Raw genomic sequence first — 25,802 nt, forward strand, 5'->3', positions numbered from 1 at the left:
TGCCCCCGGAGGTCCGCACAGGGCAAGGTCATGCCCGCGCGCGGCGCATACGACCTTCACATCACAACAGAGGAGCCAGAAGCGGTGCTGAACGGGTTCAAGGACTTCATCCTTCGCGGAAACGTGATCTCCATGGCGATCGGCCTCGCCGTCGGAGCGGCGTTCACCGCGGTCGTCACCGGGTTCAGCAACGCGTTCATCGTGCCGCTGATCGGCATCATCACCCGCGGAACGGGCGACTTCAGCAAGGCCCACTTCAAGTTCGACGGTGTGACCTTCCCCTACGGTCTCTTCGTCAGCGCCGCCATCGCCTTCCTCATCACGGCCGCGGTCCTCTACTTCTGCGTCGTCATGCCCATGGCCAAGGTCCAGGACCGCTTCACCGCGAAGAAGGACCAGGAACAGGTCGACATCAAGGCCGCCCTGCGCGACTGCCCCCGCTGCTACACGGCGATCCCCGCCGTCGCCTCCCGCTGCGCCCACTGCACCAGCGAGGTCGAGCCCGACCCCGAGGCCCTGGCGCTCGCGAAACTGCCCGTCCAGCGCTGACCCGGGGGCACGCCTCCACCCGTACGGCCTACGGTCCGCTCCGGTACGAACGCCCGGAGCGGGCCGGGCCCCGCGGCGGTGAGCACAAGGGAACTAGCTTTCCCCGCCTGGCGTTGACCAGTACGGGAGGCTCCACTGGGGAGTGGAGCACCACCAAGCAAGGGTTCCCCTGCTGCACCACTTGGAGGGCGTACCGTGCACCGCCGGCACAACGGGCTGAGAACCGCCGTACTCCTCGGTGGTCTCTCCGCACTCATCATCGTCATCGGCAGCTTCTTCGGACGTACGGGCCTGATCGTCGCGCTCCTCGTAGCCCTCGGCACCAACGCCTACGCCTACTGGAACAGCGACAAGCTGGCACTGCGGGCCATGCGCGCCCGCCCGGTGAGCGAGTTCGAGGCGCCCCAGCTCTACCGCATGGTCCGTGAGCTCTCCACCGCGGCCCGCCAGCCCATGCCACGGCTCTACATCTCCCCGACCCAGGCACCCAACGCCTTCGCGACCGGCCGCAACCCGCGCAACGCCGCGGTCTGCTGCACCGAAGGCATCCTGCAGATCCTGGACGAGCGGGAACTGCGAGGCGTCCTCGGCCATGAGCTCAGCCATGTCTACAACCGCGACATCCTGATCTCGTCCGTTGCCGGAGCACTCGCCTCCGTCGTCATGTTCCTGGTCAACTTCGCCTGGCTTATCCCGATCGGCCGCTCCAACGACGACGAGGGCCCCGGCATCCTCGGAATGCTCCTGATCATGATCCTGGGCCCGCTCGCCGCATCCGTGATCCAATTGGCCGTGAGCCGCTCCCGTGAGTACGAGGCGGACGCCTCGGGTGCCCAGCTGACCGGCGACCCGCTGGCCCTGGCCAGCGCTCTGCGGAAGCTGGACGCCGGCACCAAACGGCTCCCGCTGCCCCCCGAGCCCCGGATCGAGACCGCGAGTCACATGATGATCGCGAATCCGTTCCGCCCCGGACAGGGCATGTCCAAGATGTTCTCGACCCACCCGCCCATGGCCGAGCGCATCGCCCGACTCGAGCAGATGGCAGGTCATCGACCGTGAAGACAATTCTGAACGTCATTTGGCTGGTCCTGTGCGGCTTCTGGATGTTCCTCGGCTACCTGCTCGCGGGACTCCTGCTGTGCATCACGATCATCGGCATCCCGTTCGGCCTGGCGGCCTTCCGCATCGGTCTCTACGCCCTGTGGCCCTTCGGCCACCGCGTCGTCGACCGCCGGGACGCGGGCGCGCCCTCCTGCGTCGGCAACGTGCTCTGGCTGGTCCTCGCCGGCTGGTGGCTGGCGCTCGGTCACATCACCACCGGCATCGCCCTGTGCATCACGATCATCGGCATCCCGCTGGGCATCGCCAACTTCAAGCTGATCCCGGTCTCGCTGATGCCGTTCGGCAAGGAGATCGTCTCCACCGACGACGAGTTCGCCGGCTGGTAGCGAAACGGGCGGTGCACGGAGTACGGCCAGTTCACACCCGGTGCACCGCAACCGCCCGGCCGACTCGAACGTCTTGGATTCCAAGACCGAGTGACGGGTAGGTTCGCACGCATGACCACCATTATTCTCTGGATCATTCTTGGGCTTGTCGCCGGCGTCATCGCCAAGGTGCTGCTGCCGGGCCGCGACCCCGGCGGTCTCGTGGGGACGACCCTCATCGGGATCGTCGGCGCGTTCCTCGGTGGCTGGATAGCGACGCGTTTCCTGGACCGCTCGATCGACAACGAGGACATCCTCGACCCGGCGACCTGGGTCTCGGCCATCGGCGGCTCTCTCGTCCTGCTGATCGCCTACCGGCTGCTGTTCGGGAACTCCCGCGAACGCCGCTGACGCCCCTGGTCCTCCGGGGTGCCGAGCCCCGTCTCGCGCAGCGTCAGATTGAGCCGGCCGCCGCGCATCCCCGTCCCGGGACCCGCTGTTCCGGGACGGATTCTCGGCACTCCGTGGAACGCCGTGCGCGACGGCCCGCCGAAGACGAACAGGTCCCCGGAGGCCAATTCCACGTCCGTCCAGGGCTGCCCCCGGCTCTCCGTGTTGCCGAAGCGGAAGACGCAGGTGTCGCCGATGCTGAGCGACACGACGGGGGCACCGGACCGCTCCTCCTTGTCCTGGTGCATGCCCATCCGGGCCGCGTCGTCGTAGAAGTTGATCAGCGCCGCGTCGGGCGCGTACGTCCGGACCGGGGACTCCGGCCCGTACGCCTCCGCCACCGCAGCCCGCCCCAACTCCGCGAGCCACTCGGGAAACGCGGCGACCGGCGCACCGTTCACGTCGTCCGCCGTGCGGGTGTACCGGTACGGCTGCCAGTGCCACCCCAGGCACACGGTCCGCACGGACATCACCCCGCCGCCCGGCAACGCCGTGTGCCGCAGCGGAACGGGCCCACGCGCCCACTCACGGCACGCCGCCACCAACTCCCGCTGCTGCTCGGGGGATAGCCACTCCGGCACATGCACGGCGCCCGGTGCGATCACGGCCCGCGGCCGGGGGAAGAGCCCGGTCATCAGCGTGCTGCCAGGGCACCCTCGAGCCCCAGAAGCTGCTCCTTGCGCTCCAGGCCGCCGGCGTAACCCCGCAGCGCCCCGTCCGCGCCGATCACCCGGTGGCACGGCCGCACGACGAGCAGCGGATTGCGCCCGATCGCCGTACCCACGGCCCGGACCCCCGCCCCCGAGGAGCCCACCCGTTCGGCGATCTGTCCGTACGAGACCGTCTCCCCGTACGGAACACCGTCCAGGGCGGCCCACACGCGGCGCTGGAAGTCCGTGCCGCGGCCGTCGGCGTACAGGAGGTCGAAGCGGGTCCGCCGCCCCTCGAAGTACTCCCGCAGCTGCGTGGCGATCCCGCCGAACGCCGCGGGCTCATGGACCCAGCCGTCCTGAACCACCGCCGCGCCCTTCTGGCCCGGCAGGGAGAGCGAGACGAGAGCGGTCCCCGCTGCGGAACCGACGGGCCCCGCGGCCTCCTCGCCGACCAGCAGCAGCTCGCCCAGCGGGCTGTCGACCGTCGCGTACATGGTCATGACTCGTCCCTCTCCTCGTCCGTCGGCCCGCCGGACCACCGGCTGCCACGGACCAGTCTGCGCCGCCCGAACCGCCGCGACCGGCGGTATTCGGACATGCAGTCCGGGCACGGAGCGACGCATTCCGCCCCGTGCCCGGACTGCCGCTTCCTACCGGTAGTTCGCGAACTGGACGTCGAAGTCGAAGTCCTGGCCCTTCACCAGCGCCTGCACGGCCTGCAGGTCGTCCCGGCTCTTCGAGCTGACCCGCAGCTCGTCGCCCTGGACCTGAGCCTTGACGCCCTTGGGACCCTCGTCGCGAATGATCTTCGCGACCTTCTTGGCGTTCTCCTGGGAGATGCCTTCCTCGATCGTGCAGAACAGCTTGTACTCCTTGCCGGACAGCTGCGGCTCGCCCGCGTCCAGCGACTTCAGCGAGATGCCGCGCTTGATCAGCTTGGACTGGAAGATGTCGAGGATCGCCTTGACCCGCTCCTCGCCGCTCGCCTCCATCAGGATCTTCTCGCCGGACCAGGAGATCGACGCTCCGGTGCCCTTGAAGTCGTAACGCTGAGAGATCTCCTTGGCGGCCTGGTTGAGGGCGTTGTCGACCTCCTGCCGCTCGACCTTCGAGACGATGTCGAAACTGGAGTCGGCCATGACGTGTGGCTCCTTGTATCGGGGTGCTGGAAAGGAAGTGCTTACAGGGGCGGTCGCAGAGCCCGCAGGCACCACGCCGCCGACCAAGCCTAGCCACCCGTGCCCGTCGAGGCCGCTGGTCAATCCAGTGGCGTAGCACCCCCGGGCATCAGGTATCGTTTACGTCGTTGCCACCGAGCGCCGCCGCAAGGCGGGTCTCACGGCAACATCCCTTGGCGGTGTGCCCGAGTGGCCAAAGGGAGCAGACTGTAAATCTGCCGGCTCAGCCTACCCAGGTTCGAACCCTGGCGCCGCCACATAGCAAGGCCCCCGTCCTTTGGACGGGGGCCTTCTCTGTTGTGCCGCGACAAGGACGTGAACATGGAATCCGTACTGGTCAGCGCGTGTCTGCGGGGTGTGCCCTGCCGGTTCGACGGACGGGGCAAGGCCTCCGCGGAGATGACCGCGGCCCTCGGCGGGCGACGGCCGGTGGCCTTCTGTCCCGAGGTCGCCGCCGGACTGCCCACGCCCCGCCGCCCCGCCGAGATCATCGGCGGCGACGGCCACGACGTGCTGGACGGCCGGGCGCGCGTCGTGGACGACACCGGACACGATGTCACCGAGGCGTTCGTGGACGGCGCCAGGCGGGCGCTGGAGGCGGCGCGCGGGGCGGGCTGCACCGAGGCGCTGCTGATGGCCCGCAGCCCTTCGTGCGGGCGTGGGACGGTCTATGACGGTACGTTCGCCGGCGAGCTGCGCGAGGGCGACGGGGTCACCGCCGCTCTGCTGGAGCGGCACGGCATCACGGTCCGTCCCGCGGCGGGCGACTGACCGGGTCGGCCGGGACGGTGACGCGGAACGGAAACCGTCCCCGCGCCGGCCGTCACCGGCACACTGCCCGGTGTCAGTTCCTCACCCGGGCCTTCACCGGCACACTGCCCGGTGTCAGTTCCCCACCCGGGCCGTCACCGGCGCACTGTCCGCCCGGTGTCAGTTTCCCGCGATGTCCTTCACCGCGACCGACACCGGCACGTTGCCCGAGATCAGTTCCAGCGTCAGCCCCGCCGTGGCCGGGGTGTCAAGCAGCTCCACGAGCGCCGCCGCCACGTCGTCGCGCGGTACCGGGCCGCGCCCGGTCGACGCGGCGAGGAGGACCTGCCCGGTGCCCGCGTCGTTGGTCAGCATCCCGGGGCGCAGGATCGTCCAGTCGAGGGCCGGGCTGGAGCGCACATACGCGTCCGCCGCCCCCTTGGCCCGCAGATAGACGTCGAACACCTCGTCGCCCGGGTGGTCCGGGTCGGCGCCCATGGACGAGACCACGACGTAGCGCCGCACCCCCGCCTGCTGCGCCGCGTCCGCGAAGAGCACCGCGGCCCCGCGGTCCACGGTGTCCTTGCGGCTCGTGCCGCTGTCGGGGCCCGCACCGGCCGCGAAGACCACCGCGTCGGCGCCGCGCAGCACCTCGGCGGTCTGCTCCACGGTGGCCGATTCGAGGTCCAGGACCACGGGTTCGGCGCCCGCCGCCCGTAGGTCCTCACTCTGCTGCGGGTTGCGGATGACGCCTACCGCCTCATCCCCGCGCGCAGCGAGCAGCCGCTCCAGCCGCAGCGCGATCTGACCATGTCCACCTGCGATGACAATGCGCATGGAGTCGACGGTACGCCGGTGAGCGCCGCCGCGCTCAAGGCCCGCCGCAGGTCCCGGAATCCGGCCTGCCCTGGCGCGGCAGCCCGAACGAGCCGTCCGCATCCGGGTCGCAGTACTCGCGCACCGCACTGGTCCGGGCGACCACCCTGCCGCGGTGCACCACGATCCGGCTGTACGCCAGCGAGAGCACCCCGGCCAGCTGCTCCCCGCGCACGGCGAGCAGCTCCGCGGGGAAGCCCGCCTCGACCCTCACCTCGGGCAGCCCCATGGCGCGTCTGGCCTCCGCGGAGACCGCCTCGTAGGCCTGCTCGGCCCGGAGCCCGCTCTGCGAGGCCAGCAGGAAGGCGGCCTCCAGCGGGTCGCCGCGTCCCACCGGGTTGGTGAGGTCGCGCAGCGCTCCGCTGCCCGCTGCGACCCGCACCCCGGCCGCGCGCAGCAGCCGTACCGGAGCCGTGCCCCGGCGCTCTGCCCCGGAGCAGCCGCCCTGGGGGAGGCAGATCACCGTCACACCGGCTGCGGCGAGCTGGTCGGCGGCGCGGGCGGCGGCCTCCGCGGGAAGCCGGGAGAGGCCGGCGCAGGGCCCCAGGGAGACCCCTTGCCGCATTCCGCCGGCCATCGCCGCGAACCGGGCCAGCCTGGCGGGATCGTCACTGTCCGTGTGCAGGTCGACGGGGCAGCCGTGCTCGGCGGCGACCTCCAGGACGGCCTCCGCGTACCCCGTCGGGTCCGGATCCAGGTCGGGGCAGCCGCCGACTGTTCCGGCCCCCATTTTGAGCGCGTCGCGGAGCATCGCCAGATTGCCGGCGCCCGCGACGCCGGTGAGCAGCCGGGGGACGGCGACGGCGGTCAGATCGGCGAGCCCGCGCAGCGAGCGGCGGGCCTGCAGAACGGCTTCGAGGGCGCCGAGGCCCCGTATGTCGCCGATCCGTACGTGCGAGCGCAGGGCGGTCGCGCCGTGGCCGAGCTGCAGCAACGCGGCCTCGGTGGCCCGTCGCTGGACGTCGTCGGGGTGCTGTGAGGGTGGTCCGGGAGCGTCGGGTCCGGCGCCGTCGGCGGTGAGCGCGGTGTCGCTGTGGGCGTGCGGTTCGGCGGGGGCGGGGAGCAGCAGATGGCCGCGCAGGTCCACCCGCGCGCCGGGCGCGACGAGGCTGCCGGCGGTGCCGACGGCCTCGATGCGGCTGCCGTCGAGCCGTACGTCCACGATGCGGCCGTCGGTGAGACGGGCGCCGCAGAGTGTCAGCGCGGAGCTCTCCCGGCTGCGGGTGGCATCGGCCGCGTGGTCGTCCGGCGGCCGCGGCTGACTGTCGGGCATCGCGGCTCCTGGAAGGGGGACAAGATCACACAGAGTGAGTCGAGCCTAAGGGCTGTCCCGTAATCCGTGGTGGATCAGCGCGCGGCGTCGGATGCGGTGCATCGCAAGGCGGAGGAGCGTCCGCATCCCGGATGTATTCGGACGTTCCGACAACGCGGCGAGGTGCCGTAGCTGTCGTCGCGCGCCCGCCAGGGATTACGGGACAGCCCTTAGGGGGGTGCCCGGTCAGGTTCGAGGAGGAGCGAAATAGTCGTACCGGCGCGGTCCTGTGATGCACGGGGGCTCCGCTTGCGGACGGGGCCAGTGGTGGACGAGTGGCTGATCAAGGCACTCGGAGGGGTGTCGATCAGGGTCCTGGAGCGGTGCTGATCAAGGGCTCGGAGGGGTGCTGATCGAGGGCTCGGGATGGGGCTTCGAAACGGATTTGGGCGATCGGCGACCAACCGTGTAATGTCTTCATCGCTCGCCCCAATAGCTCAGTCGGTAGAGCGTCTCCATGGTAAGGAGAAGGTCTGCGGTTCGATTCCGCATTGGGGCTCTGGTGAAGGGGAAACCCCGCTTCGGCGGGGGGACTCAGTCATCAAAGCGGTGTAGCTCAGTCGGTAGAGCAAGCGGCTCATAATCGCTGTGTCACCGGTTCAAGTCCGGTCACCGCTACTAACAGTAGCCGATTGTGGGGTCGGTCCTCCGATCGGCTACTCTTTTTTTTGCGTTCATCCGTCCACCGTCCGTCCAAGGAGCACTCACGTGGCTGCCACCGACGTCCGCCCGAAGATCACGCTGGCCTGCGTGGAGTGCAAGGAGCGGAACTACATCACCAAGAAGAACCGGCGTAACAACCCGGACCGTCTTGAGATGAAGAAGCATTGCCCGCGCTGCAACTCGCACACTGCGCACCGCGAAACGCGCTGAATCAGGCTCGTACACGAGGCCGTCCCCATTGGGGGCGGCCTCGTGTCGTTGTACGGGGCGGTTTTCCGGCCCCTTCGTCTTTCATCAGGAGGTTGCGAGCTCATGGCGCTCGACCAGTCCTTCGTGGGACGGACGTATCCGCCCACCCCGCCGTACGAGGTCGGCCGGGAGAAGATCCGCGAGTTCGCCGAGGCGGTGGGCGACGCCAATCCCGCGTACGTCGACCCCGAGGCGGCCAGGGCGCTCGGTCACAGCGATGTGATCGCACCGCCGACGTTCGTGTTCTCGATCACCTTCAAGGCCGCCGGTCAGGTCGTGCAGGACCCTCAGCTGGGCCTGGACTACAGCCGGGTGGTGCACGGTGACCAGAAGTTCGTCTACGTGCGTCCGGTGCGGGCGGGGGACCGGCTGACGGTCACCTCGACCATCGAGGCGGTCAAGTCCATGGCGGGCAACGACATCCTGGACATTCGTGGCGAGGTCCACGACGAGTCCGGTGAGCACGTCGTGACGGCGTGGACGAAGCTGGTGGCGCGCGCCGCCGAGGAGGCGTGATGACGGCGAAGGTGAGTTACGACTCGGTCGAGGTCGGTACGGAGCTGCCGCCGCAGTCCTTCCCGGTCACCCGGGCGGCACTGGTGCAGTACGCGGGCGCCTCGGGAGACTTCAATCCGATCCACTGGAACGAGAAGTTCGCCCGCGAGGTCGGGCTGGACGACGTGATCGCCCACGGCATGTTCACCATGGCCGAGGCGATCCGCGTGGTCACGGACTGGGCGGGCGATCCGGGTTCGGTCGTCGAGTACGGGGTGCGTTTCACGAAGCCGGTCGTCGTGCCCAACGACGACAAGGGTGCGCTGATCGAGGTCAGCGGCAAGGTGGCCGCGCTGCTGGACGACAAGCGGGTCAGGGTGGACCTGACGGCGATGAGCGACGGCAAGAAGGTGCTGGGCATGTCCCGCGCCGTGGTGCAGCTCGGCTGACGCCGCGAAGAGCTGGATGACGTAAGGGGCATGGTCCATGGGGCCGTGCCCCTTACCTGTGGGGCGGGCGCCCCCCGGTTGACTAAGTTAGTGATTGACTACTAACTTAGCTCGCATGGCAAGGATGAGTGCAGACGAGCGGCGCGAGAGCGTCATCCGTGCGGCGATCACCGAGTTCGCCCGCGGCGGGTACAACGCCACGTCCACCGAGTCGATCGCCAGGCGGGTGGGCGTCTCGCAGCCGTATCTCTTCCGTCTCTTCTCCAATAAGCAGGCCATGTTCCTGGCCGCCGCCGAGCGGTGCCTGATGGACACCCGCCAGGTCTTCGCGGAGGCGTCCGAGGGGCTCGATGGTGCCGAGGCGCTGCACGCCATGGCCGCGGCCTATCAGCGTCTGATCGTCCACGACCCCGACCGGCTGCTGATGCAGATGCAGATGTACGCGGCCGTCGCGGCGGCGGAGGCGGCCGGGGATCACGAGTTCGGCGAGTCGCTGCGGGCCGGCTGGTTGCAGATGTTCGACGACATCGCCCTCGCGCTCGGAGCCGATCCCGACCAGGCGACCACGTTTCTCGCCTACGGAATGCTCGTCAACACCCTGACCTCGCTCGGCTATCCGGCTGATCACCGGATCTGGTCCAGGTTCTACGACTCGGCCAGGCCGCCTGCGTGAACACTCTGTCCGTCCGGACGGGCCGCCCATCCGAACCGGCTGTCTGTCCGAACGGGCCGTTTGCCTGAACAGTGCCACCCCGGGTTCGGCCCGGTTTTCTGTCCATGAAAGTTAGTCATCAATAACTAACCCTCAGGGGGAGCAGTGGACCAGCACACGAAAGGCCGCTCGGGAGCGGTCTGGGCCCTTGTCATCACCAGCGTGGCCGGCTTCATGGCGGCCCTCGACAACCTCGTCGTCACCACCGCCCTGCCGTCCATCCGCGAGAGCCTCGGCGGCGAACCGGAGGAGCTCGTGTGGACGGTGAACGCGTACACCCTCACCTTCGCCGTGCTGCTGATGTTCGGTGCCTCCCTCGGTGACCGGTTCGGCCGCCGGCGGCTCTTCACCATCGGACTCGCCGTCTTCACCGGCGCCTCCGCCGCAGCCGCCCTCTCGCCCGGAATCAACGAGCTCATCGCCTTCCGCGCGGTCCAGGGCGTGGGCGCCGCGATCATGATGCCGCTGACCCTCACCCTGCTCACGGCCGCCGTGCCGGCTGCCCGCCGCGGCGCCGCGCTGGGCATTTTCGGGGCCGTCACCGGACTCGCGGTGGCCAGCGGCCCGCTGATCGGCGGCAGCCTCACCGAACACCTCTCCTGGCAGTGGATCTTCTGGCTGAACGTTCCGATCGGCCTGCTCCTGCTGCCGCTCGCCCGGCTGCGCCTGGCCGAGTCCCACGCCCCGGACTCCCGGCTCGACGTCCCCGGCACCCTCCTGGTCAGCGGCGGGCTCTTCGGGATCGTCTACGGCCTGGTGAACGCCAACGCCGACGGCTGGACCAGCCCCACCGTCCTGACCGCCCTGATCGCCGGTACCGCGCTCCTCGGCGGGTTCATCCACCACGGCTTCCGCGCGAAGAACCCGATGCTGCCCATGCGTCTCTTCAAGGACCGGGCGTTCTTCGGGATCAACATGGCGAGCCTGCTGATGTTCCTCGGCATGTTCGGTTCGATCTTCCTGCTCAGCCAGTACTTCCAGGGAGTCCTGGGCTACTCGCCCACCGAGGCCGGTCTGCGGATGCTGCCCTGGACCGGGATGCCGATGCTGGTGGCGCCCGTCGCCGGGATACTCGCCGACCGCCTCGGCGGCCGTCCGGTGGTCGTGACCGGGCTCGCCCTCCAGGCCGTCGGACTCGCCCTGTTCGCCATGGCCCTCGCCCCCGACGCCTCCTACGCATCGCAACTGCCCGCACTGATCGTCAGCGGCGTCGGGATGGCCCTGTACTTCGCACCCGCGGCCAGCCTGGTGATGTCCAGCGTCCGCCCCGGCGAACAGGGCATCGCCTCCGGCGCCAACAACGCGCTGCGCGAGGTCGGCGGCGCCCTCGGGGTCGCCGTGCTCGCCACGGTCTTCTCCTCGCAGGGGGGCTACGACTCGGCGGAGTCGTTCACCGACGGGACCGTCCCCGCGGTCTGGATCGGCGCCGGAGTGGTGGCGCTCGCCGCGCTGGCCGCCCTGCTGATCCCGCGCCACCGCCGTATCCCGGTGCAGGCGCCCGACCAGCCCGAGGACCGGGTCCCTGTCCCCGCCTGAGGCGTTGTCACGCCGGTACGGTCCGCGGCCCCGCCCCGACGGCGGGGGAGCGGACCGTACTCTTGTCCCCGTGCAGGAACTCCACGACGCGCCCCTCGCCCCCCTGACCACCTTCCGGCTCGGAGGCCCCGCCACCCGCCTCCTCACCGCGACGACCGACGCCGAAGTGGTCGAGGCCGTGCGCGAGGCCGACGACAGCGGCACCCCGCTCCTGGTCATCGGCGGCGGCAGCAATCTGGTCATCGGCGACAAGGGCTTCGAAGGCACCGCCCTGCGCATCGCGACCAAGGGTTTCGTGCTGGACGGGGCGACGCTCGAACTGGCCGCGGGCGAGATCTGGACGGACTCCGTCACCCGCAGCGTGGAGGCCGGACTGGCCGGCCTCGAATGTCTGGCCGGCATCCCCGGCTCGGCCGGGGCGACGCCGATCCAGAACGTCGGGGCGTACGGGCAGGAGGTGTCGTCCACCATCACGGAGGTCGTCGCCTACGACCGGCACACCCGGGAAACCGTCACCATTCCGAACTCCGAGTGCGCCTTCGCCTACCGGCACAGTCGTTTCAAGGCCGAACCCGACCGGTTCGTGGTGCTGCGTGTCCGCTTCGGGCTGGAAGAGGCGGGTGGCCTGTCCGCGCCCCTCAAGTACCCCGAAACGGCTCGCGCCATGGGCGTCGAGGAAGGGGAGCGCGTTCCCGCCGCGGCCGCCCGCGAAACCGTGCTCAGGCTCCGCGCCGGCAAGGGCATGGTGCTCGACCCCGAGGACCACGACACGTGGTCGGCCGGATCCTTCTTCACCAACCCGATCCTGGACCCGGCACAGTTCGAGGCCTTCCTCGCCCGCGTGGCGCAGCGCCTGGGACCGGACGTGAAGCCCCCCGCCTTCCCCGCGGGCGAGGGACGCACCAAGACCTCGGCCGCCTGGCTCATCGACCGTGCCGGCTTCACCAAGGGGTACGGCTCCGGCCCGGCCCGGATCTCCACCAAGCACACCCTCGCCCTCACCAACCGGGGCACGGCGAGCACCGAGGACCTGCTGGCCCTGGCGCGCGAGGTCGTCGCCGGGGTCCACGAGACCTTCGGCGTCACCCTCGTCAACGAACCGGTGACGGTCGGCGTGACTCTTTGACGGAGCCCGCTCCTCAGTACGCCACGCCCACCCCCTGCTTCACCGTCGCGGGGTCTTCGGTCAGCGCCAGCATCGCGTGCGCCACGTCGGCCCGGGAGATGGACCTGCCGCTGCGCGGATTGCTGCCGACGACCGTCCGGTAGACGCCCGTCAAAGGCCCGTTCGTGAGCTTCGGCGGACGCACCGACGTCCAGTCCGTGGCGGAGGACGCCAGCGCGGCCTCCATGGCGGTGAGGTCCGCGTAGACCTCCTTGAGGATCTTGCCGATCGCCGCGAGCATCAGGCGGTCGAGCAGCGGGTCGTCCGCGGGCTCCGGGGCGACCGGGGCCGCGCTCACCACCAGTAGTCGCCGTGTCCCCTCCGCCTCCATGGCCGTCAGGACGCTGCGGGTCAGCCGTTCGGCGATCCCGTCGGCCTTGCGGCCACGTGCGCCCAGGGCGGAGAGCACCGCGTCGCGCCCCGCGACCGCCTCGCGCAGCGCCTCCGGGTCCTCCACGCGGGCCGCCGTGTGGACCGTGACATCGGAGAGCGGCACCGGCAGCCGCGCAGGATCGCGGACCACCGCCGTCACCTCGTGCCCCGCCGTCACCGCCTGGCGGACGATCTCCTGTCCGATACCGCCTGTCGCGCCGAACACCGTGAGCTTCATCGCGGACCCTCCTCAGGGTGGGTGAGTATTCACTCACCTCTAGAGTGAGCGGATACTCACCCACCCGTCAAGCTTCACCGGAGTGCACATGGAGCAGAAGCCGGCCCGCGCCCGCATCATCGACGCCGCCCATCAGCTGATGCTCACCATCGGACTGGCCCGGGCCACCACCAAGGAGATCGCCAGGGCCGCCGGCTGCTCGGAGGCCGCGCTCTACAAGCACTTCCCGAGCAAGGAGGAGCTCTTCGTGGTGGTGCTGAAGGAACGGCTGCCCAGGGTCGGCGGAATCCTGAAGCAGTTGATCGCCGACCCGGGGGAGGGGGAGCGGACGGTCGAGCAGAACCTCACCGAGATCGCCCGCGAGGCCGCCCTCTTCTACGAGCAGAGCTTTCCGATCGCCGCGTCCCTGTATGCCGAGCCGCGGCTCAAGGAGCGCCACAACGCGGCGATGCGCGAACTGGGAACCGGCCCCCACGTGCCCATCCGCGGAGTCGACGCGTATCTGCGCGCCGAACAGTCCGCAGGCCGGGTACGCGCCGACGCCGACACGTACGCCGCCGCCTCTCTGCTGCTGGGGGCCTGCGCCCAGCGGGCCTTCGCCTACGACGCCACGGAGACCGGCGGGCCTCCCCAGTCGCTCGACGACTTCGCCGCCTCGATCGCCCGGATACTGCTGAACGGGCTCACGGGGTGAGGGCTGTTCCGTAATTCCTGGCGGGCGGCTCTCGGGCCGCACCGGGGGGATCAGCCCACCGGCTTGGCCAGCCAGTCGTCGACGCCTGCCAGGAGTTCCGCCCGCACCGCGTCGGGCGCCGCCGACCCCCGTACCGACTGACGTGCCAGCTCCGCCAGCTCCTCGTCGGTGAACGCGTGATGGCGCCGCACGAGGTCGTACTGCGCGGCCAGCCGGGAGCCGAAGAGCAGCGGGTCGTCCGCGCCGAGCGCCATCGGCACGCCCGCGTCGAACAGAGTGCGCAGGGGTACGTCGGACGGTTTCTCGTAGACGCCGAGCGCCACGTTCGACGCCGGGCACACCTCGCAGGTCACACCGCGCTCCGCCAGCCTGCGCAGCAGTCGCGGGTCCTCGGCGGCCCGCACGCCGTGCCCGACCCGGGATGCGTCGAGGTCGTCCAGGCAGTCGCGGACGCTGGACGGGCCCGACAGCTCACCGCCGTGCGGGGCCGCCAGCAGGCCGCCCTCCCTGGCGATGGCGAAGGCCCGGTCGAAGTCACGGGCCATGCCGCGCCGCTCGTCGTTGGAGAGGCCGAACCCGACGACGCCCCGGTCCGCGTACCGCACGGCGAGCCGTGCCAGCGTCCTGGCGTCCAGCGGATGCTTCATCCGGTTGGCCGCGATCACCACCCGGATCGGCAGCCCGGTCTCGCGCGACGCGCTGTCCACCGCGTCCAGGATGATCTCGATCGCCGGAATGAGCCCGCCGAGCAGGGGTGCGTACGAGGTGGGGTCGACCTGGATCTCCAGCCACCCGGAGCCGTCCGCCACATCCTCCTGGGCGGCCTCGCGCACCAGCCGCTGAATGTCCTCGGGCGACCGCAGACAGGACCGGGCGATGTCGTAGAGCCGCTGGAAACGGAACCAGCCGCGTTCGTCCGTCGCCCGCAGGCTGGGGGGCTCGCCGCCGGTCAGGGCCTCGGGCAGCCGTACGCCGTATTTCTCGGCGAGTTCGAGCAGTGTCGTGGGCCGCATCGACCCGGTGAAATGCAAGTGCAGGTGGGCCTTGGGCAACAGCCGTACATCACGCTCCATTCCAAGATCCTGCCGCACGGACGGGGTGTCGCGGTAGCCGGTTTCCCCATCGAGTTGTCGCTCGAACGAACAAGCGAACAAGAAGGCGACCCCCGGCCGTAGCCGGGGGTCGCCACTGAAACCGGGAGGTACTAGTCCTTGGCCTCGCCCAGCAGCTTCTGGAGCCGTGAGACACCCTCGACGAGGTCGTCGTCACCCAGCGCGTACGAGAGCCGCAGGTAACCCGGCGTACCGAAGGCCTCGCCCGGAACGACCGCGACCTCGGCCTCGTCCAGGATCAGCGCCGCCAGCTCGACCGACGTGGCCGGGCGCTTGCCGCGGATCTCCTTGCCGAGCAGCGCCTTCACCGAGGGGTACGCGTAGAACGCGCCCTCGGGCACCGGGCACAGCACGCCGTCGATCTCGTTGAGCATCCGCACGATGGTCTGCCGGCGCCGGTCGAAGGCGGTACGCATCTCGGCGACCGCGTCCAGGTTCCCGGAGACGGCTGCCAGCGCGGCGACCTGGGCGACGTTGGAGACGTTGGAGGTGGCGTGCGACTGCAGGTTGGTCGCGGCCTTCACCACGTCCTTGGGGCCCACGATCCACCCCACGCGCCAGCCGGTCATCGCGTACGTCTTGGCGACGCCGTTGACCACGATGCACTTGTCGCGCAGCTCGGGCACGATCGCCGGCAGCGAGGTGAACTTCGCGTCGCCGTAGACCAGGTGCTCGTAGATCTCGTCGGTCAGCACCCACAGGCCGTGCTCGACGGCCCACTTGCCGATCGCCTCCGCGTCCGCCTCGCTGTAGACCGCACCGGTGGGGTTCGAGGGGGAGACGAACAGGACGACCTTCGTACGCTCCGTGCGCGCCGCCTCCAGCTGCTCGACGGAGACCCGGTAACCGGTGGTCTCGTCGGCGACGACCTCCACCGGGACACCGCCGGCGAGGCGGATCGACTCGGGGTAGGTGGTCCAGTAGGGCGCCGGGACGATGACCTCGTCGCCCGGGTCGAGGATCGCGGCGAAGGCCTCGTAGATGGCCTGCTTGCCGCCGTTGGTCACCAGGATCTGGGAGACGTCGACCTGGTAGCCGGAGTCGCGCAGCGTCTTCTCTGCAATGGCGGCCTTGAGCTCGGGGAGCCCGCCTGCCGGGGTGTAGCGGTGGTACTTCGGGTTGCGGCAGGCCTCGACCGCGGCCTCGACGATGTAGCCGGGGGTCGGGAAGTCGGGCTCGCCCGCACCGAAGCCGATCACCGGACGGCCGGCGGCCTTGAGGGCCTTGGCCTTGGCGTCGACGGCGAGGGTGGCGGACTCGGAGATGGCACCGATGCGGGCGGAGACCCGGCGCTCGGAGGGAGAAGTAGCAGCGCTCATGCCCCCCATGCTCCCAGACCGTATTCCCCGTCGGCACAGGGGTTTCAGGGACCGGACAGCAGTCGGACAGCATGCGGACAGACAACAGGACAGCATCGGACAGGAACGGTCGGGAGCTATCTGTTCGACGCCGGGCCGCTGAGCACGTACACTCACCTGTCGTTGGCCTTCACCAGCCGCACCGTTCCTGTACCTGGGGCACCCGGGGACATGCGGTAGGTTGGTGGAAACCACAAAGGGTCGTAGCTCAATTGGTAGAGCACTGGTCTCCAAAACCAGCGGTTGGGGGTTCAAGTCCCTCCGGCCCTGCTACACACTCCTTCGCCGGGATGTGTGCGCATGTACGTACTTCAATGCACTGCCGTGCGGCTTCACCGGGCGCGGCACGGCCATGACCCGGAATCAGGTGAGAAGCGTGACGGACGCCGTGGGCTCCATCGACATGCCTGATGCCGAGGATGAAGTCCCCGAGTCGAAGAAGAAGACCCGGAAGGGCGGCAAGCGCGGCAAGAAGGGCCCTCTGGGCCGTCTCGCGCTCTTCTACCGCCAGATCGTCGCCGAGCTCCGCAAGGTTGTCTGGCCGACTCGCAACCAGCTGACGACATACACCTCCGTGGTGATTGTGTTCGTAGTCGTCATGATTGGTCTTGTTACCGTGATTGACTTCGGTTTCCAGCGGGTCATCAAGTACGTCTTCGGCTGATCCCGCGGAGGGCGCCTCATGGGCGCCCCTTTCGCATGTTCCACCCATTTGTATCCAGGAAGAAGCAGCCACCGTGTCTGACCCGAACCTGAACGACGCCGTCGAGCCGACGGCGGGCGCCTTCGAGTCCGCCGAGGACGAGCTCGACATCGTCGAGGCGGCGGACGCTGTGGAGCCGGACCAGGCTGAAGCTGCCGACGCCGCCGCGGGCGAGCCCGCCGAGCAGGCCGCAGTGCACACCGAGTCCGCCGACGAGGCCGCCGAGGCCGAGTCCGCTGACGACGAGGACGAGAGCGACGAGGACGAGGCCTCCGACGAGGAAGCCGCGGACGAGGACGCCGACGAAGCCACGGACGAGTCCGACGAGGAAGAGGCCGAGCCGGCCGAGCCCGTCGACGCCGTCACCGCCCTGCGCGAGGAGCTCCGCACCCTCCCGGGCGAGTGGTACGTCATTCACACGTACGCCGGTTACGAGAAGCGTGTGAAGGCCAACCTGGAGCAGCGCGCCGTCTCGCTGAACGTGGAGGAGTTCGTCTATCAGGCCGAGGTGCCTGAGGAGGAAATCGTCCAGATCAAGAACGGCGAGCGCAAGAACGTCCGGCAGAACAAGCTCCCGGGATACGTCCTGGTGCGCATGGACCTGACGAACGAGTCCTGGGGCGTCGTCCGCAACACTCCCGGCGTCACCGGCTTCGTGGGCAACGCCTACGACCCGTACCCGCTGACCCTGGACGAGATCGTCAAGATGCTCGCTCCCGAGGCCGAGGAGAAGGCGGCCCGCGAGGCAGCCGAGGCCGAGGGCAAGCCGGCTCCGTCCCGCAAGGTCGAGGTCCAGGTGCTGGACTTCGAGGTGGGCGACTCGGTCACGGTCACCGACGGTCCGTTCGCGACCCTGCAGGCGACGATCAACGAGATCAACGCCGACTCGAAGAAGGTCAAGGGTCTCGTCGAGATCTTCGGCCGCGAGACCCCGGTCGAGCTCAGCTTCGACCAGATCCAGAAGAACTAGCGCTTCCCGCCAGCTTCTGGACACATGCCTACCGAGCAGGTCAGACCGGCTGTCAAAGCCTGTCTGACCTGCTCGGTTTTTGGTCGCGCAGCTATACCCGTTATCGTTGTGCGGTATGCCTGCATCCGGATGACCGGATGACGGCGAAAACTCTCACTAGGACCCGGAGAGAGCACATGCCTCCCAAGAAGAAGAAGGTCACGGGGCTTATCAAGCTCCAGATCAACGCCGGTGCGGCCAACCCGGCACCGCCGGTCGGCCCCGCACTGGGCCAGCACGGCGTCAACATCATGGAGTTCTGCAAGGCCTACAACGCCGCGACCGAGTCGCAGCGTGGCATGGTCGTGCCGGTGGAGATCACGGTCTACGACGACCGCTCCTTCACCTTCATCACCAAGACTCCGCCGGCCGCCAAGCTGATCCTCAAGGCCGCGGGTGTGGACAAGGGCTCCGGCGAGCCGCACAAGACCAAGGTTGCCAAGCTGACGGCCGCCCAGGTCCGCGAGATCGCCACGACGAAGCTCCCCGACCTGAACGCCAATGACCTCGACGCCGCGTCGAAGATCATCGCCGGCACCGCCCGTTCCATGGGCATCACGGTCGAAGGCTGATTCAGCCCCACCCCCTCAGTGGTAGGACCAAGCGCTGGTCCGCACCACGACTCCACACTCTGAAACCACAGGAGTAGAAGTGAAGCGCAGCAAGAACCTCCGCGCTGCGGACGCCAAGATCGACCGGGCGCGCAACTACGCCCCGCTCGAGGCCGTCCGTATCGCCAAGGACACCGCCTCCACGAAGTTCGACAGCACCGTCGAGGTCGCGTTTGCCCTGGGTGTTGACCCTCGCAAGGCCGACCAGATGGTCCGTGGCACCGTGAACCTCCCGCACGGCACCGGCAAGACCGCCCGGGTCCTGGTCTTCGCGACCGGTGACCGTGCTGCGGCCGCGGAAGCCGCGGGCGCCGACATCGTCGGCGCCGACGAGCTCATCGACGAGGTGGCGAAGGGCCGTCTGGACTTCGACGCCGTCGTCGCGACCCCGGACCTCATGGGCAAGGTCGGCCGCCTCGGCCGCGTGCTCGGTCCGCGTGGTCTGATGCCGAACCCGAAGACCGGCACCGTCACCCCCGATGTCGTGAAGGCTGTCAACGACATCAAGGGCGGCAAGATCGAGTTCCGCGTCGACAAGCACTCGAACCTGCACTTCATCATCGGCAAGACCTCGTTCGACGAGACCAAGCTGGTGGAGAACTACGCAGCGGCGCTGGACGAGATCCTCCGTCTGAAGCCGTCCGCCGCCAAGGGCCGCTACATCAAGAAGGCCACCCTGGCCACCACGATGGGCCCCGGCATCCCGCTGGACTCCAACCGCACCCGTAACCTCCTCGTCGAGGAGGACCCGGCCTCCGTCTGAGCCTCCGCGCTCGTACGACCGCCGTGTCACGTGTGACATTGACGGGCCCCGCAACCTTTCGAGGTGCGGGGCCCGTCCTCGTATGTACGTAGCAGTGGCTTGTCGGTGCCGTGCGCTAGCGTGCGGGGCACTGAGAGCCGAACGAGGGGTGGAAGCGGACATGAGGACCAGTACCGTACGGCGTGTGGGCCTGGCCGTGGCTGTGGCAGCGGCGCTGACGTCGGTCGCGGCCTGCGGCGGATCGGACGACGGCGGCACGACCGAGGGCAAGGAGGCGGGCAAGGGCGGCGGCGTCGTGAAGGTCGACGCGATCGCCGCCCTGCTCGACGTGCAGAAGAAGACCGGTGCGGCGCACTCGGCGAAGGTCGAGGGCACCACGGTCATGGGCACTGCCATGTCCATGAAGCAGTCCGGTGCGCTCGACTGGAGCGACGGCGTCACCGGCAACATGGAGATCACCTACACCGGCGGCGCCATGGCCGACACCATGAAGAAGGCCGGCGGCACCGGCACGATGCAGGCCCGCTACTTCAAGGACGGCTACGCGGCGGACATGGGCGCTGCCCTGGCCCAGCAGACCGGTGGCAAGCGCTGGATCAGCTACTCCTACGACGACCTCGCCGAGCTCGGGGGCGCCTCCGGGGCGGCGATGAAGGACCAGATGCAGAACACCACTCCCGACCAGGGAGTGAAGTCGCTGCTGGCCTCCGGCGACGTGAAGGAGGTCGGCAAGGAGCAGGTCCGCGGTGTCGCCACCACGCACTACTCCGGCACGGTCGATGTCGCCGAGCTGACCGCCAAGACCTCGAAGCTGGACGCCGCTCAGCTGACCGCTCTCAAGAAGCAGCTCAACGACGCCGGGATCACCACGGAGAAGGTCGACATCTGGGTCGACGGGAACGACCTCCTGGTGAAGAAGACCGAGCGCGGGCAGATGAAGACCGGCGAACTCAACTCGACGGTGTTCTACAGCGACTACGGGACCGAGGTCACGGTCGAGCAGCCGCCGGCCGGAGAGACCATCGGGTTCAAGGAGCTGCTCCAGCAGCAGCAGGGCGCGACCGCCGGGGGTGCCTCCTAGAAGGGCCCTCCAAACCTCTCGGACCACCCGAACCGGGACGGATTTGCTCGGCGCGACCTCGGTCGCGTACTCTTCTGCAGAAGCCAAAGACCGCTGGTCGTTGCTCCGAACCCGCAAGGGGGACGGCAACCGAAGGATCCGTTGAGTACGGACGACCTGCGCAGGTGACTGTGGAAAAGCTCCCGGACTTCGTACGGTCGAGCTTCGCCCTGGCGCCTGCGCCGGGGCGTTTCGTCTTTCCGGGGCCTTTTGAGCGGTCCTCATCACCCGGAAGGAGGCCGACGCTCATGGCAAGGCCCGACAAGGCTGCAGCGGTAGCCGAGCTCGCGGACCAGTTCCGCAGCTCGAACGCCGCCGTGCTGACCGAGTACCGGGGTCTCACCGTGGCACAGCTCAAGCAGCTGCGCCGTTCGCTCGGTGAGAACGCCCAGTACGCCGTGGTGAAGAACACGCTGACCAAGATTGCGGCCAACGAGGCCGGGATCGACACGCTGGACGACCTGTTCGCAGGTCCGACGGCGGTTGCCTTCGTCACCGGTGACCCGGTGGAGTCGGCGAAGGGTCTTCGTGACTTCGCCAAGGACAACCCCAACCTCATCATCAAGGGCGGTGTCCTTGACGGTAAGGCGCTGTCCGCCGATGAGATCAAGAAGCTCGCGGACCTCGAGTCCCGCGAGGTTCTGCTCGCCAAGCTGGCCGGCGCCATGAAGGGCAAGCAGACTCAGGCTGCACAGCTCTTCCAGGCTCTGCCGTCGAAGTTCGTCCGCACCGCGGAGGCGCTTCGTGCCAAGAAGGCCGAGCAGGGCGGTGCCGAGTAATTCGGCTCGCGCATTGATCGCCGCCCGCTAGGGCGACGGTCGCAGCGGGCCGAACGTACGCCCGCCTTCATATACACCCGGCACCAGCCGAATTAGTGGAAGGATCGCCCATCATGGCGAAGCTCAGCCAGGAAGACCTGCTCGCCCAGTTCGAGGAGCTCACCCTCATCGAGCTCTCCGAGTTCGTCAAGGCGTTCGAGGAGAAGTTCGACGTCACCGCCGCCGCGGCCGTCGCCGTTGCCGGCCCCGCCGCCGGTGGCCCCGCTGCCGAGGCCGAGGCCGAGCAGGATGAGTTCGACGTCATCCTCACCGCCGCCGGTGACAAGAAGATCCAGGTCATCAAGGTCGTGCGTGAGCTGACCTCCCTCGGCCTGAAGGAGGCCAAGGACCTCGTCGACGGCGCCCCGAAGCCCGTCGTCGAGAAGGTCGCCAAGGAGGCCGCCGAGAAGGCTGCCGAGTCCCTCAAGGCCGCCGGCGCGTCCGTCGAGGTCAAGTGACCCTGCGAGTCTTCTGACTCGTCTGGACCCCCGTGCCGCAAGGCACGGACGTCACATCGCGAAAGGCGATCACCCGTACGGGTGATCGCCTTTCGGCGTACCCGCGGTCGGTGCCTTGCTCTTCCCGCGTTGACGAGTATGGTGATCTTCGCCGTGCGCCTCTCGTGGGGGGCACGGGCGGCGCGAAGGTACGGCGGACGCGGGTCTCGGACCCCGTCCCGGCTGGGAGGCCTTGACGAACCGCACGAGGCGCGCAATTCTCAAGGCGCGTCGTCACATCGATCCGAATCCGAGGCATGGATCGATGGCGAAGAGGGCAGTAAAGAAGAGCGCACCCCGCGCAGGGCTAGACATAGGTGTTGAGAACAGCAGTTGAGAGCAACGTGGGTCTCTGAGAACCCCGACTGGACATCAGTGTGCCGCTTGGCTACACTGACCCTTTGCGCTGCCTGTTAGCTGCCTCCTGCCCGTCACCAGGGGCATACCCATCTTGTGCACCGTGGACCGAACCTCCCTCACCTGGGATATCTGTCCACCTGTCCAGTTTGGGACCGGTACGCGCGTAGTGAGTCCGAGCCCTCGGAAGGACCCCCTCTTGGCCGCCTCGCGCAACGCCTCGACCGCGAATACGAACAACGGTGCCAGCACCGCCCCGCTGCGCATCTCTTTTGCAAAGATCAAGGAGCCCCTCGAGGTTCCGAACCTCCTCGCGCTGCAGACCGAGAGCTTTGACTGGCTCCTCGGTAATGCCGCCTGGAAGGCTCGCGTCGAGGCTGCTCTGGACAGTGGACAAGACGTCCCCACCAAGTCCGGCCTGGAGGAGATCTTCGAGGAGATCTCACCGATCGAGGACTTCTCCGGGTCGATGTCGCTTACGTTCCGCGACCACCGCTTCGAGCCCCCCAAGAACTCGATCGACGAGTGCAAGGAGCGCGACTTCACGTTCGCCGCCCCGCTCTTCGTCACGGCCGAGTTCACCAACAACGAGACCGGCGAGATCAAGTCCCAGACGGTCTTCATGGGCGATTTCCCGCTCATGACCAACAAGGGCACCTTCGTCATCAACGGCACCGAGCGTGTCGTTGTGTCGCAGCTGGTCCGCTCGCCGGGTGTCTACTTCGACTCGTCGATCGACAAGACGTCCGACAAGGACATCTTCTCCGCCAAGATCATCCCGTCCCGGGGTGCCTGGCTGGAGATGGAGATCGACAAGCGCGACATGGTCGGTGTCCGCATCGACCGCAAGCGCAAGCAGTCCGTGACCGTTCTCCTCAAGGCTCTCGGTTGGACCACCGAGCAGATCCTCGAGGAGTTCGGCGAGTACGAGTCCATGCGCGCCACCCTGGAGAAGGACCACACCCAGGGCCAGGACGACGCGCTGCTCGACATCTACCGCAAGCTGCGTCCGGGCGAGCCGCCGACGCGCGAGGCCGCTCAGACGCTGCTCGAGAACCTCTACTTCAACCCGAAGCGCTACGACCTCGCGAAGGTCGGCCGCTACAAGGTGAACAAGAAGCTCGGTGCGGATGAGCCGCTCGACGCCGGTGTCCTCACCAGCGACGACATCATCGCCACCATCAAGTACCTGGTGAAGCTGCACGCCGGTGAGACCGAGACGACCGGCGAGTCCGGCCGGGAGATCGTCGTCGAGACCGACGACATCGACCACTTCGGCAACCGTCGTCTGCGTAACGTCGGCGAGCTCATCCAGAACCAGGTCCGCACGGGTCTGGCTCGTATGGAGCGCGTCGTGCGTGAGCGCATGACGACTCAGGACGTCGAGGCGATCACGCCGCAGACCCTGATCAACATCCGGCCGGTCGTCGCCTCCATCAAGGAGTTCTTCGGCACCAGCCAGCTGTCGCAGTTCATGGACCAGAACAACCCGCTGTCGGGTCTCACCCACAAGCGCCGCCTGTCGGCTCTTGGCCCGGGTGGTCTGTCCCGTGAGCGGGCCGGCTTCGAGGTCCGTGACGTGCACCCGTCCCACTACGGACGCATGTGCCCGATCGAGACCCCTGAAGGCCCGAACATCGGTCTGATCGGTTCGCTCGCCTCGTACGGCCGCGTCAACGCGTTCGGCTTCATCGAGACGCCGTACCGCAAGGTCGTCGACGGCCAGGTCACCGACGAGGTCGACTACGTCACGGCCGACGAGGAAGACCGTTACGTCATCGCCCAGGCGAACGCGACGCTCTCCGACGAGCTGCGCTTCACCGAGCCCCGCGTCCTGGTCCGCCGTCGTGGCGGAGAGGTCGACTACGTGCCCGGCACCGAAGTCGACTACATGGACGTCTCGCCGCGCCAGATGGTGTCCGTCGCCACCGCGATGATCCCGTTCCTGGAGCACGACGACGCCAACCGTGCCCTCATGGGCGCGAACATGATGCGTCAGGCGGTGCCGCTCATCAAGTCGGAGGCGCCGCTCGTCGGCACCGGCATGGAGTACCGCTGCGCCACCGACGCCGGTGACGTACTGAAGGCCGAGAAGGACGGTGTGGTCCAGGAGGTCTCCGCGGACTACATCACCGTGACGAACGATGACGGCACGTACACCACGTACCGCATCGCGAAGTTCATGCGCTCCAACCAGGGCACCTCGGTCAACCAGAAGGTCGTCGTCTCCGAAGGCGACCGGGTTGTCGCCGAGCAGGTACTCGCCGACGGTCCGGCCACCGAGAACGGTGAGATGGCCCTCGGTAAGAACCTGCTCGTGGCGTTCATGCCGTGGGAAGGCCACAACTACGAGGACGCGATCATCCTGTCGCAGCGCCTCGTACAGGACGACGTCCTCTCCTCGATTCACATCGAGGAGCACGAGGTCGACGCCCGTGACACCAAGCTCGGTCCGGAGGAGATCACCCGGGACATCCCGAACGTCTCCGAAGAGGTCCTCGCGGACCTCGACGAGCGCGGCATCATCCGGATCGGTGCCGAGGTCACGGCCGGTGACATCCTCGTCGGCAAGGTCACGCCCAAGGGCGAGACCGAGCTGACCCCCGAGGAGCGCCTGCTCCGCGCGATCTTCGGTGAGAAGGCGCGCGAGGTGCGCGACACCTCGCTGAAGGTGCCGCACGGCGAGATCGGCAAGATCATCGGCGTCCGCGTCTTCGACCGCGAAGAGGGCGACGAGCTGCCGCCGGGCGTGAACCAGCTGGTCCGCGTCTACGTCGCGCAGAAGCGCAAGATCACCGATGGTGACAAGCTCGCCGGCCGTCACGGCAACAAGGGCGTCATCTCGAAGATCCTCCCGATCGAGGACATGCCGTTCCTGGAGGACGGCACCCCGGTCGACATCATCCTCAACCCGCTGGGTGTCCCGTCCCGAATGAACCCGGGACAGGTCCTGGAGATCCACCTCGGCTGGCTCGCCAGCCGCGGCTGGGACGTCTCCGGCCTCGGTGACGAGTGGGCCAAGCGCCTGCAGCTCATCGGCGCCGACCAGGTCGCCCCCGGCACCAACGTCGCCACGCCCGTCTTCGACGGTGCGCGCGAGGACGAGATCACCGGCCTCTTCCAGGCCACGATCCCGAACCGCGACGGCGACCGGCTGGTCCAGCCCTCGGGCAAGGCCAACCTGTTCGACGGCCGCTCCGGCGAGCCGTTCCCGGAGCCGGTCTCGGTCGGCTACATGTACATCCTCAAGCTCCACCACCTCGTCGACGACAAGCTGCACGCTCGTTCGACGGGTCCGTACTCCATGATCACCCAGCAGCCGCTGGGTGGTAAGGCTCAGTTCGGTGGACAGCGCTTCGGTGAAATGGAGGTGTGGGCCCTTGAAGCTTATGGTGCCGCTTACGCCCTCCAGGAGCTGCTGACGATCAAGTCCGACGACGTGACCGGCCGCGTGAAGGTCTACGAGGCCATCGTCAAGGGCGAGAACATCCCCGAGCCCGGCATTCCCGAGTCCTTCAAGGTGCTCATCAAGGAAATGCAGTCGCTCTGCCTCAACGTGGAGGTGCTGTCCTCGGACGGCATGTCCATCGAGATGCGCGACACGGACGAGGACGTCTTCCGCGCGGCGGAGGAGCTCGGAATCGACCTGTCCCGGCGCGAGCCGAGCAGCGTCGAAGAGGTCTGAC

28 protein-coding genes and 4 tRNA genes are annotated in these 25,802 nt (G+C 68.4%); 24 read left to right on the forward strand and 8 right to left on the reverse strand.

The window, feature by feature from the left end:
• Window positions 1-84 precede the first annotated feature (84 nt).
• The 4 genes from mscL to ABT025_RS26270 all read left to right on the forward strand — a co-directional run bounded on the left by mscL (window position 85) and on the right by ABT025_RS26270 (window position 2,387).
• The gene (gene mscL, locus ABT025_RS26255) at window positions 85-549 is read left to right on the forward strand and encodes a large conductance mechanosensitive channel protein MscL (protein WP_350999251.1); all 465 of its coding nucleotides are present in this window, start codon (window positions 85-87) and stop codon (window positions 547-549) included.
• 195 nt (window positions 550-744) lie between these two features.
• A complete protein-coding gene (gene htpX, locus ABT025_RS26260) occupies window positions 745-1,608 on the forward strand; it encodes a zinc metalloprotease HtpX (protein WP_350999254.1) in 864 nt (287 codons plus the stop codon).
• A complete protein-coding gene (locus tag ABT025_RS26265) occupies window positions 1,605-1,997 on the forward strand; it encodes a YccF domain-containing protein (protein WP_350999256.1) in 393 nt (130 codons plus the stop codon). Before htpX ends, ABT025_RS26265 begins: the two co-directional genes overlap by 4 nt.
• A 111-nt stretch (window positions 1,998-2,108) precedes the next feature.
• Window positions 2,109-2,387, forward strand: a complete 279-nt coding sequence (locus ABT025_RS26270; protein ID WP_350999259.1) for a GlsB/YeaQ/YmgE family stress response membrane protein — start codon at window positions 2,109-2,111, stop codon at window positions 2,385-2,387.
• Here ABT025_RS26270 and ABT025_RS26275 read toward each other — a convergent pair.
• The 3 genes from ABT025_RS26275 to ABT025_RS26285 form a co-directional block, all read right to left on the reverse strand.
• Window positions 2,348-3,061, reverse strand: a complete 714-nt coding sequence (locus ABT025_RS26275) for an alpha-ketoglutarate-dependent dioxygenase AlkB family protein (protein ID WP_350999262.1) — start codon at window positions 3,059-3,061, stop codon at window positions 2,348-2,350. The two genes, ABT025_RS26270 and ABT025_RS26275, sit on opposite strands and share 40 nt — an antisense overlap.
• Complete coding sequence (locus ABT025_RS26280; protein ID WP_350999265.1) at window positions 3,061-3,579, reverse strand: methylated-DNA--[protein]-cysteine S-methyltransferase; 519 nt, start codon at window positions 3,577-3,579, stop codon at window positions 3,061-3,063. The genes ABT025_RS26275 and ABT025_RS26280 overlap by 1 nt, the downstream gene beginning before the upstream one ends.
• Before the next feature lie 150 nt (window positions 3,580-3,729).
• Complete coding sequence (locus ABT025_RS26285) at window positions 3,730-4,218, reverse strand: YajQ family cyclic di-GMP-binding protein (RefSeq protein ID WP_350999268.1); 489 nt, start codon at window positions 4,216-4,218, stop codon at window positions 3,730-3,732.
• 214 nt (window positions 4,219-4,432) lie between these two features.
• Between ABT025_RS26285 and ABT025_RS26290 the strand changes: the two genes are divergently transcribed.
• Window positions 4,433-4,514: transfer RNA gene (locus ABT025_RS26290), tRNA-Tyr, on the forward strand.
• Window positions 4,515-4,578: 64 nt separating this feature from the next.
• Window positions 4,579-5,028, forward strand: a complete 450-nt coding sequence (locus tag ABT025_RS26295) for a 2-thiouracil desulfurase family protein (RefSeq protein WP_350999270.1) — start codon at window positions 4,579-4,581, stop codon at window positions 5,026-5,028.
• A gap of 159 nt (window positions 5,029-5,187) precedes the next feature.
• Here the strand turns inward: ABT025_RS26295 and ABT025_RS26300 are convergent, their stop codons facing one another.
• Together ABT025_RS26300 and ABT025_RS26305 are read right to left on the reverse strand one after the other, a co-directional pair.
• Window positions 5,188-5,844 (reverse strand): SDR family oxidoreductase, encoded by a 657-nt coding sequence (locus ABT025_RS26300; RefSeq protein WP_350999272.1) that lies wholly within the window; start codon window positions 5,842-5,844, stop codon window positions 5,188-5,190.
• A 34-nt stretch (window positions 5,845-5,878) separates the two neighbouring features.
• Complete coding sequence (locus ABT025_RS26305) at window positions 5,879-7,156, reverse strand: amidohydrolase family protein (RefSeq protein WP_350999274.1); 1,278 nt, start codon at window positions 7,154-7,156, stop codon at window positions 5,879-5,881.
• A 465-nt stretch (window positions 7,157-7,621) separates the two neighbouring features.
• Between ABT025_RS26305 and ABT025_RS26310 the strand changes: the two genes are divergently transcribed.
• From ABT025_RS26310 to ABT025_RS26345, 8 genes are all read left to right on the forward strand, one after another.
• Window positions 7,622-7,694: transfer RNA gene (locus ABT025_RS26310), tRNA-Thr, on the forward strand.
• Window positions 7,695-7,740: 46 nt separating this feature from the next.
• Window positions 7,741-7,813: transfer RNA gene (locus ABT025_RS26315), tRNA-Met, on the forward strand.
• Window positions 7,814-7,903: 90 nt separating this feature from the next.
• Entirely contained in the window at window positions 7,904-8,068 is a 165-nt protein-coding gene (gene rpmG / locus ABT025_RS26320; protein WP_003956487.1) for a 50S ribosomal protein L33, read from the forward strand.
• A gap of 102 nt (window positions 8,069-8,170) precedes the next feature.
• Entirely contained in the window at window positions 8,171-8,623 is a 453-nt protein-coding gene (locus tag ABT025_RS26325) for an FAS1-like dehydratase domain-containing protein (RefSeq protein WP_350999276.1), read from the forward strand.
• A complete protein-coding gene (locus tag ABT025_RS26330) occupies window positions 8,623-9,051 on the forward strand; it encodes a MaoC family dehydratase (RefSeq protein WP_350999279.1) in 429 nt (142 codons plus the stop codon). Before ABT025_RS26325 ends, ABT025_RS26330 begins: the two co-directional genes overlap by 1 nt.
• 124 nt (window positions 9,052-9,175) lie before the next feature.
• A complete protein-coding gene (locus ABT025_RS26335) occupies window positions 9,176-9,724 on the forward strand; it encodes a TetR/AcrR family transcriptional regulator (protein WP_350999281.1) in 549 nt (182 codons plus the stop codon).
• Between the two features lie 144 nt (window positions 9,725-9,868).
• Window positions 9,869-11,299 carry an MFS transporter gene (locus tag ABT025_RS26340; protein WP_350999289.1) on the forward strand — a complete coding sequence of 477 codons (1,431 nt, stop codon included), beginning with the start codon at window positions 9,869-9,871 and terminating at the stop codon, window positions 11,297-11,299.
• Between the two features lie 70 nt (window positions 11,300-11,369).
• Complete coding sequence (locus ABT025_RS26345; protein ID WP_350999291.1) at window positions 11,370-12,425, forward strand: UDP-N-acetylmuramate dehydrogenase; 1,056 nt, start codon at window positions 11,370-11,372, stop codon at window positions 12,423-12,425.
• A 13-nt stretch (window positions 12,426-12,438) separates the two neighbouring features.
• On the opposite strand, the gene ABT025_RS26350 is transcribed toward ABT025_RS26345, so the two are convergent.
• Window positions 12,439-13,074 (reverse strand): NAD(P)-dependent oxidoreductase, encoded by a 636-nt coding sequence (locus ABT025_RS26350; RefSeq protein WP_350999293.1) that lies wholly within the window; start codon window positions 13,072-13,074, stop codon window positions 12,439-12,441.
• A gap of 88 nt (window positions 13,075-13,162) precedes the next feature.
• Here ABT025_RS26350 and ABT025_RS26355 point away from each other — a divergent pair, with 88 nt between their 5' ends.
• Window positions 13,163-13,768 carry a TetR/AcrR family transcriptional regulator gene (locus tag ABT025_RS26355; RefSeq protein WP_350999296.1) on the forward strand — a complete coding sequence of 202 codons (606 nt, stop codon included), beginning with the start codon at window positions 13,163-13,165 and terminating at the stop codon, window positions 13,766-13,768.
• A 50-nt stretch (window positions 13,769-13,818) separates the two neighbouring features.
• On the opposite strand, the gene ABT025_RS26360 is transcribed toward ABT025_RS26355, so the two are convergent.
• Both ABT025_RS26360 and ABT025_RS26365 read right to left on the reverse strand, forming a co-directional pair.
• Complete coding sequence (locus ABT025_RS26360; protein ID WP_350999299.1) at window positions 13,819-14,841, reverse strand: adenosine deaminase; 1,023 nt, start codon at window positions 14,839-14,841, stop codon at window positions 13,819-13,821.
• A gap of 131 nt (window positions 14,842-14,972) precedes the next feature.
• Entirely contained in the window at window positions 14,973-16,199 is a 1,227-nt protein-coding gene (locus ABT025_RS26365) for a pyridoxal phosphate-dependent aminotransferase (protein ID WP_350999301.1), read from the reverse strand.
• Window positions 16,200-16,435: 236 nt separating this feature from the next.
• Here ABT025_RS26365 and ABT025_RS26370 point away from each other — a divergent pair.
• From ABT025_RS26370 to rpoB, 9 genes are all read left to right on the forward strand, one after another.
• A tRNA-Trp gene (locus tag ABT025_RS26370) sits at window positions 16,436-16,508 on the forward strand.
• Between the two features lie 106 nt (window positions 16,509-16,614).
• Window positions 16,615-16,902, forward strand: coding sequence for a preprotein translocase subunit SecE (secE, locus tag ABT025_RS26375; RefSeq protein WP_073732696.1), 288 nt, complete (start codon window positions 16,615-16,617; stop codon window positions 16,900-16,902).
• A 73-nt stretch (window positions 16,903-16,975) separates the two neighbouring features.
• Complete coding sequence (gene nusG, locus ABT025_RS26380) at window positions 16,976-17,911, forward strand: transcription termination/antitermination protein NusG (protein WP_350999305.1); 936 nt, start codon at window positions 16,976-16,978, stop codon at window positions 17,909-17,911.
• Window positions 17,912-18,087: 176 nt separating this feature from the next.
• Window positions 18,088-18,522, forward strand: a complete 435-nt coding sequence (rplK, locus tag ABT025_RS26385) for a 50S ribosomal protein L11 (RefSeq protein WP_024494105.1) — start codon at window positions 18,088-18,090, stop codon at window positions 18,520-18,522.
• 79 nt (window positions 18,523-18,601) lie between these two features.
• Window positions 18,602-19,324, forward strand: a complete 723-nt coding sequence (gene rplA / locus ABT025_RS26390) for a 50S ribosomal protein L1 (protein WP_123461041.1) — start codon at window positions 18,602-18,604, stop codon at window positions 19,322-19,324.
• Between the two features lie 160 nt (window positions 19,325-19,484).
• Window positions 19,485-20,405 carry an SCO4651 family lipoprotein gene (locus ABT025_RS26395; protein WP_350999310.1) on the forward strand — a complete coding sequence of 307 codons (921 nt, stop codon included), beginning with the start codon at window positions 19,485-19,487 and terminating at the stop codon, window positions 20,403-20,405.
• A 287-nt stretch (window positions 20,406-20,692) separates the two neighbouring features.
• Window positions 20,693-21,223 carry a 50S ribosomal protein L10 gene (gene rplJ / locus ABT025_RS26400; protein WP_350999312.1) on the forward strand — a complete coding sequence of 177 codons (531 nt, stop codon included), beginning with the start codon at window positions 20,693-20,695 and terminating at the stop codon, window positions 21,221-21,223.
• Between the two features lie 113 nt (window positions 21,224-21,336).
• Entirely contained in the window at window positions 21,337-21,720 is a 384-nt protein-coding gene (rplL, locus tag ABT025_RS26405; protein WP_350999315.1) for a 50S ribosomal protein L7/L12, read from the forward strand.
• Window positions 21,721-22,315: 595 nt separating this feature from the next.
• Window positions 22,316-25,801: a DNA-directed RNA polymerase subunit beta gene (gene rpoB, locus ABT025_RS26410; protein ID WP_219567760.1), complete on the forward strand. Its 3,486-nt coding sequence runs from the start codon at window positions 22,316-22,318 to the stop codon at window positions 25,799-25,801.
• Window position 25,802: the final 1 nt, after the last annotated feature.

Source organism: Streptomyces sp. NPDC002809 (assembly GCF_040295435.1).
Classification (GTDB): Bacteria; Actinomycetota; Actinomycetes; order Streptomycetales; family Streptomycetaceae; genus Streptomyces.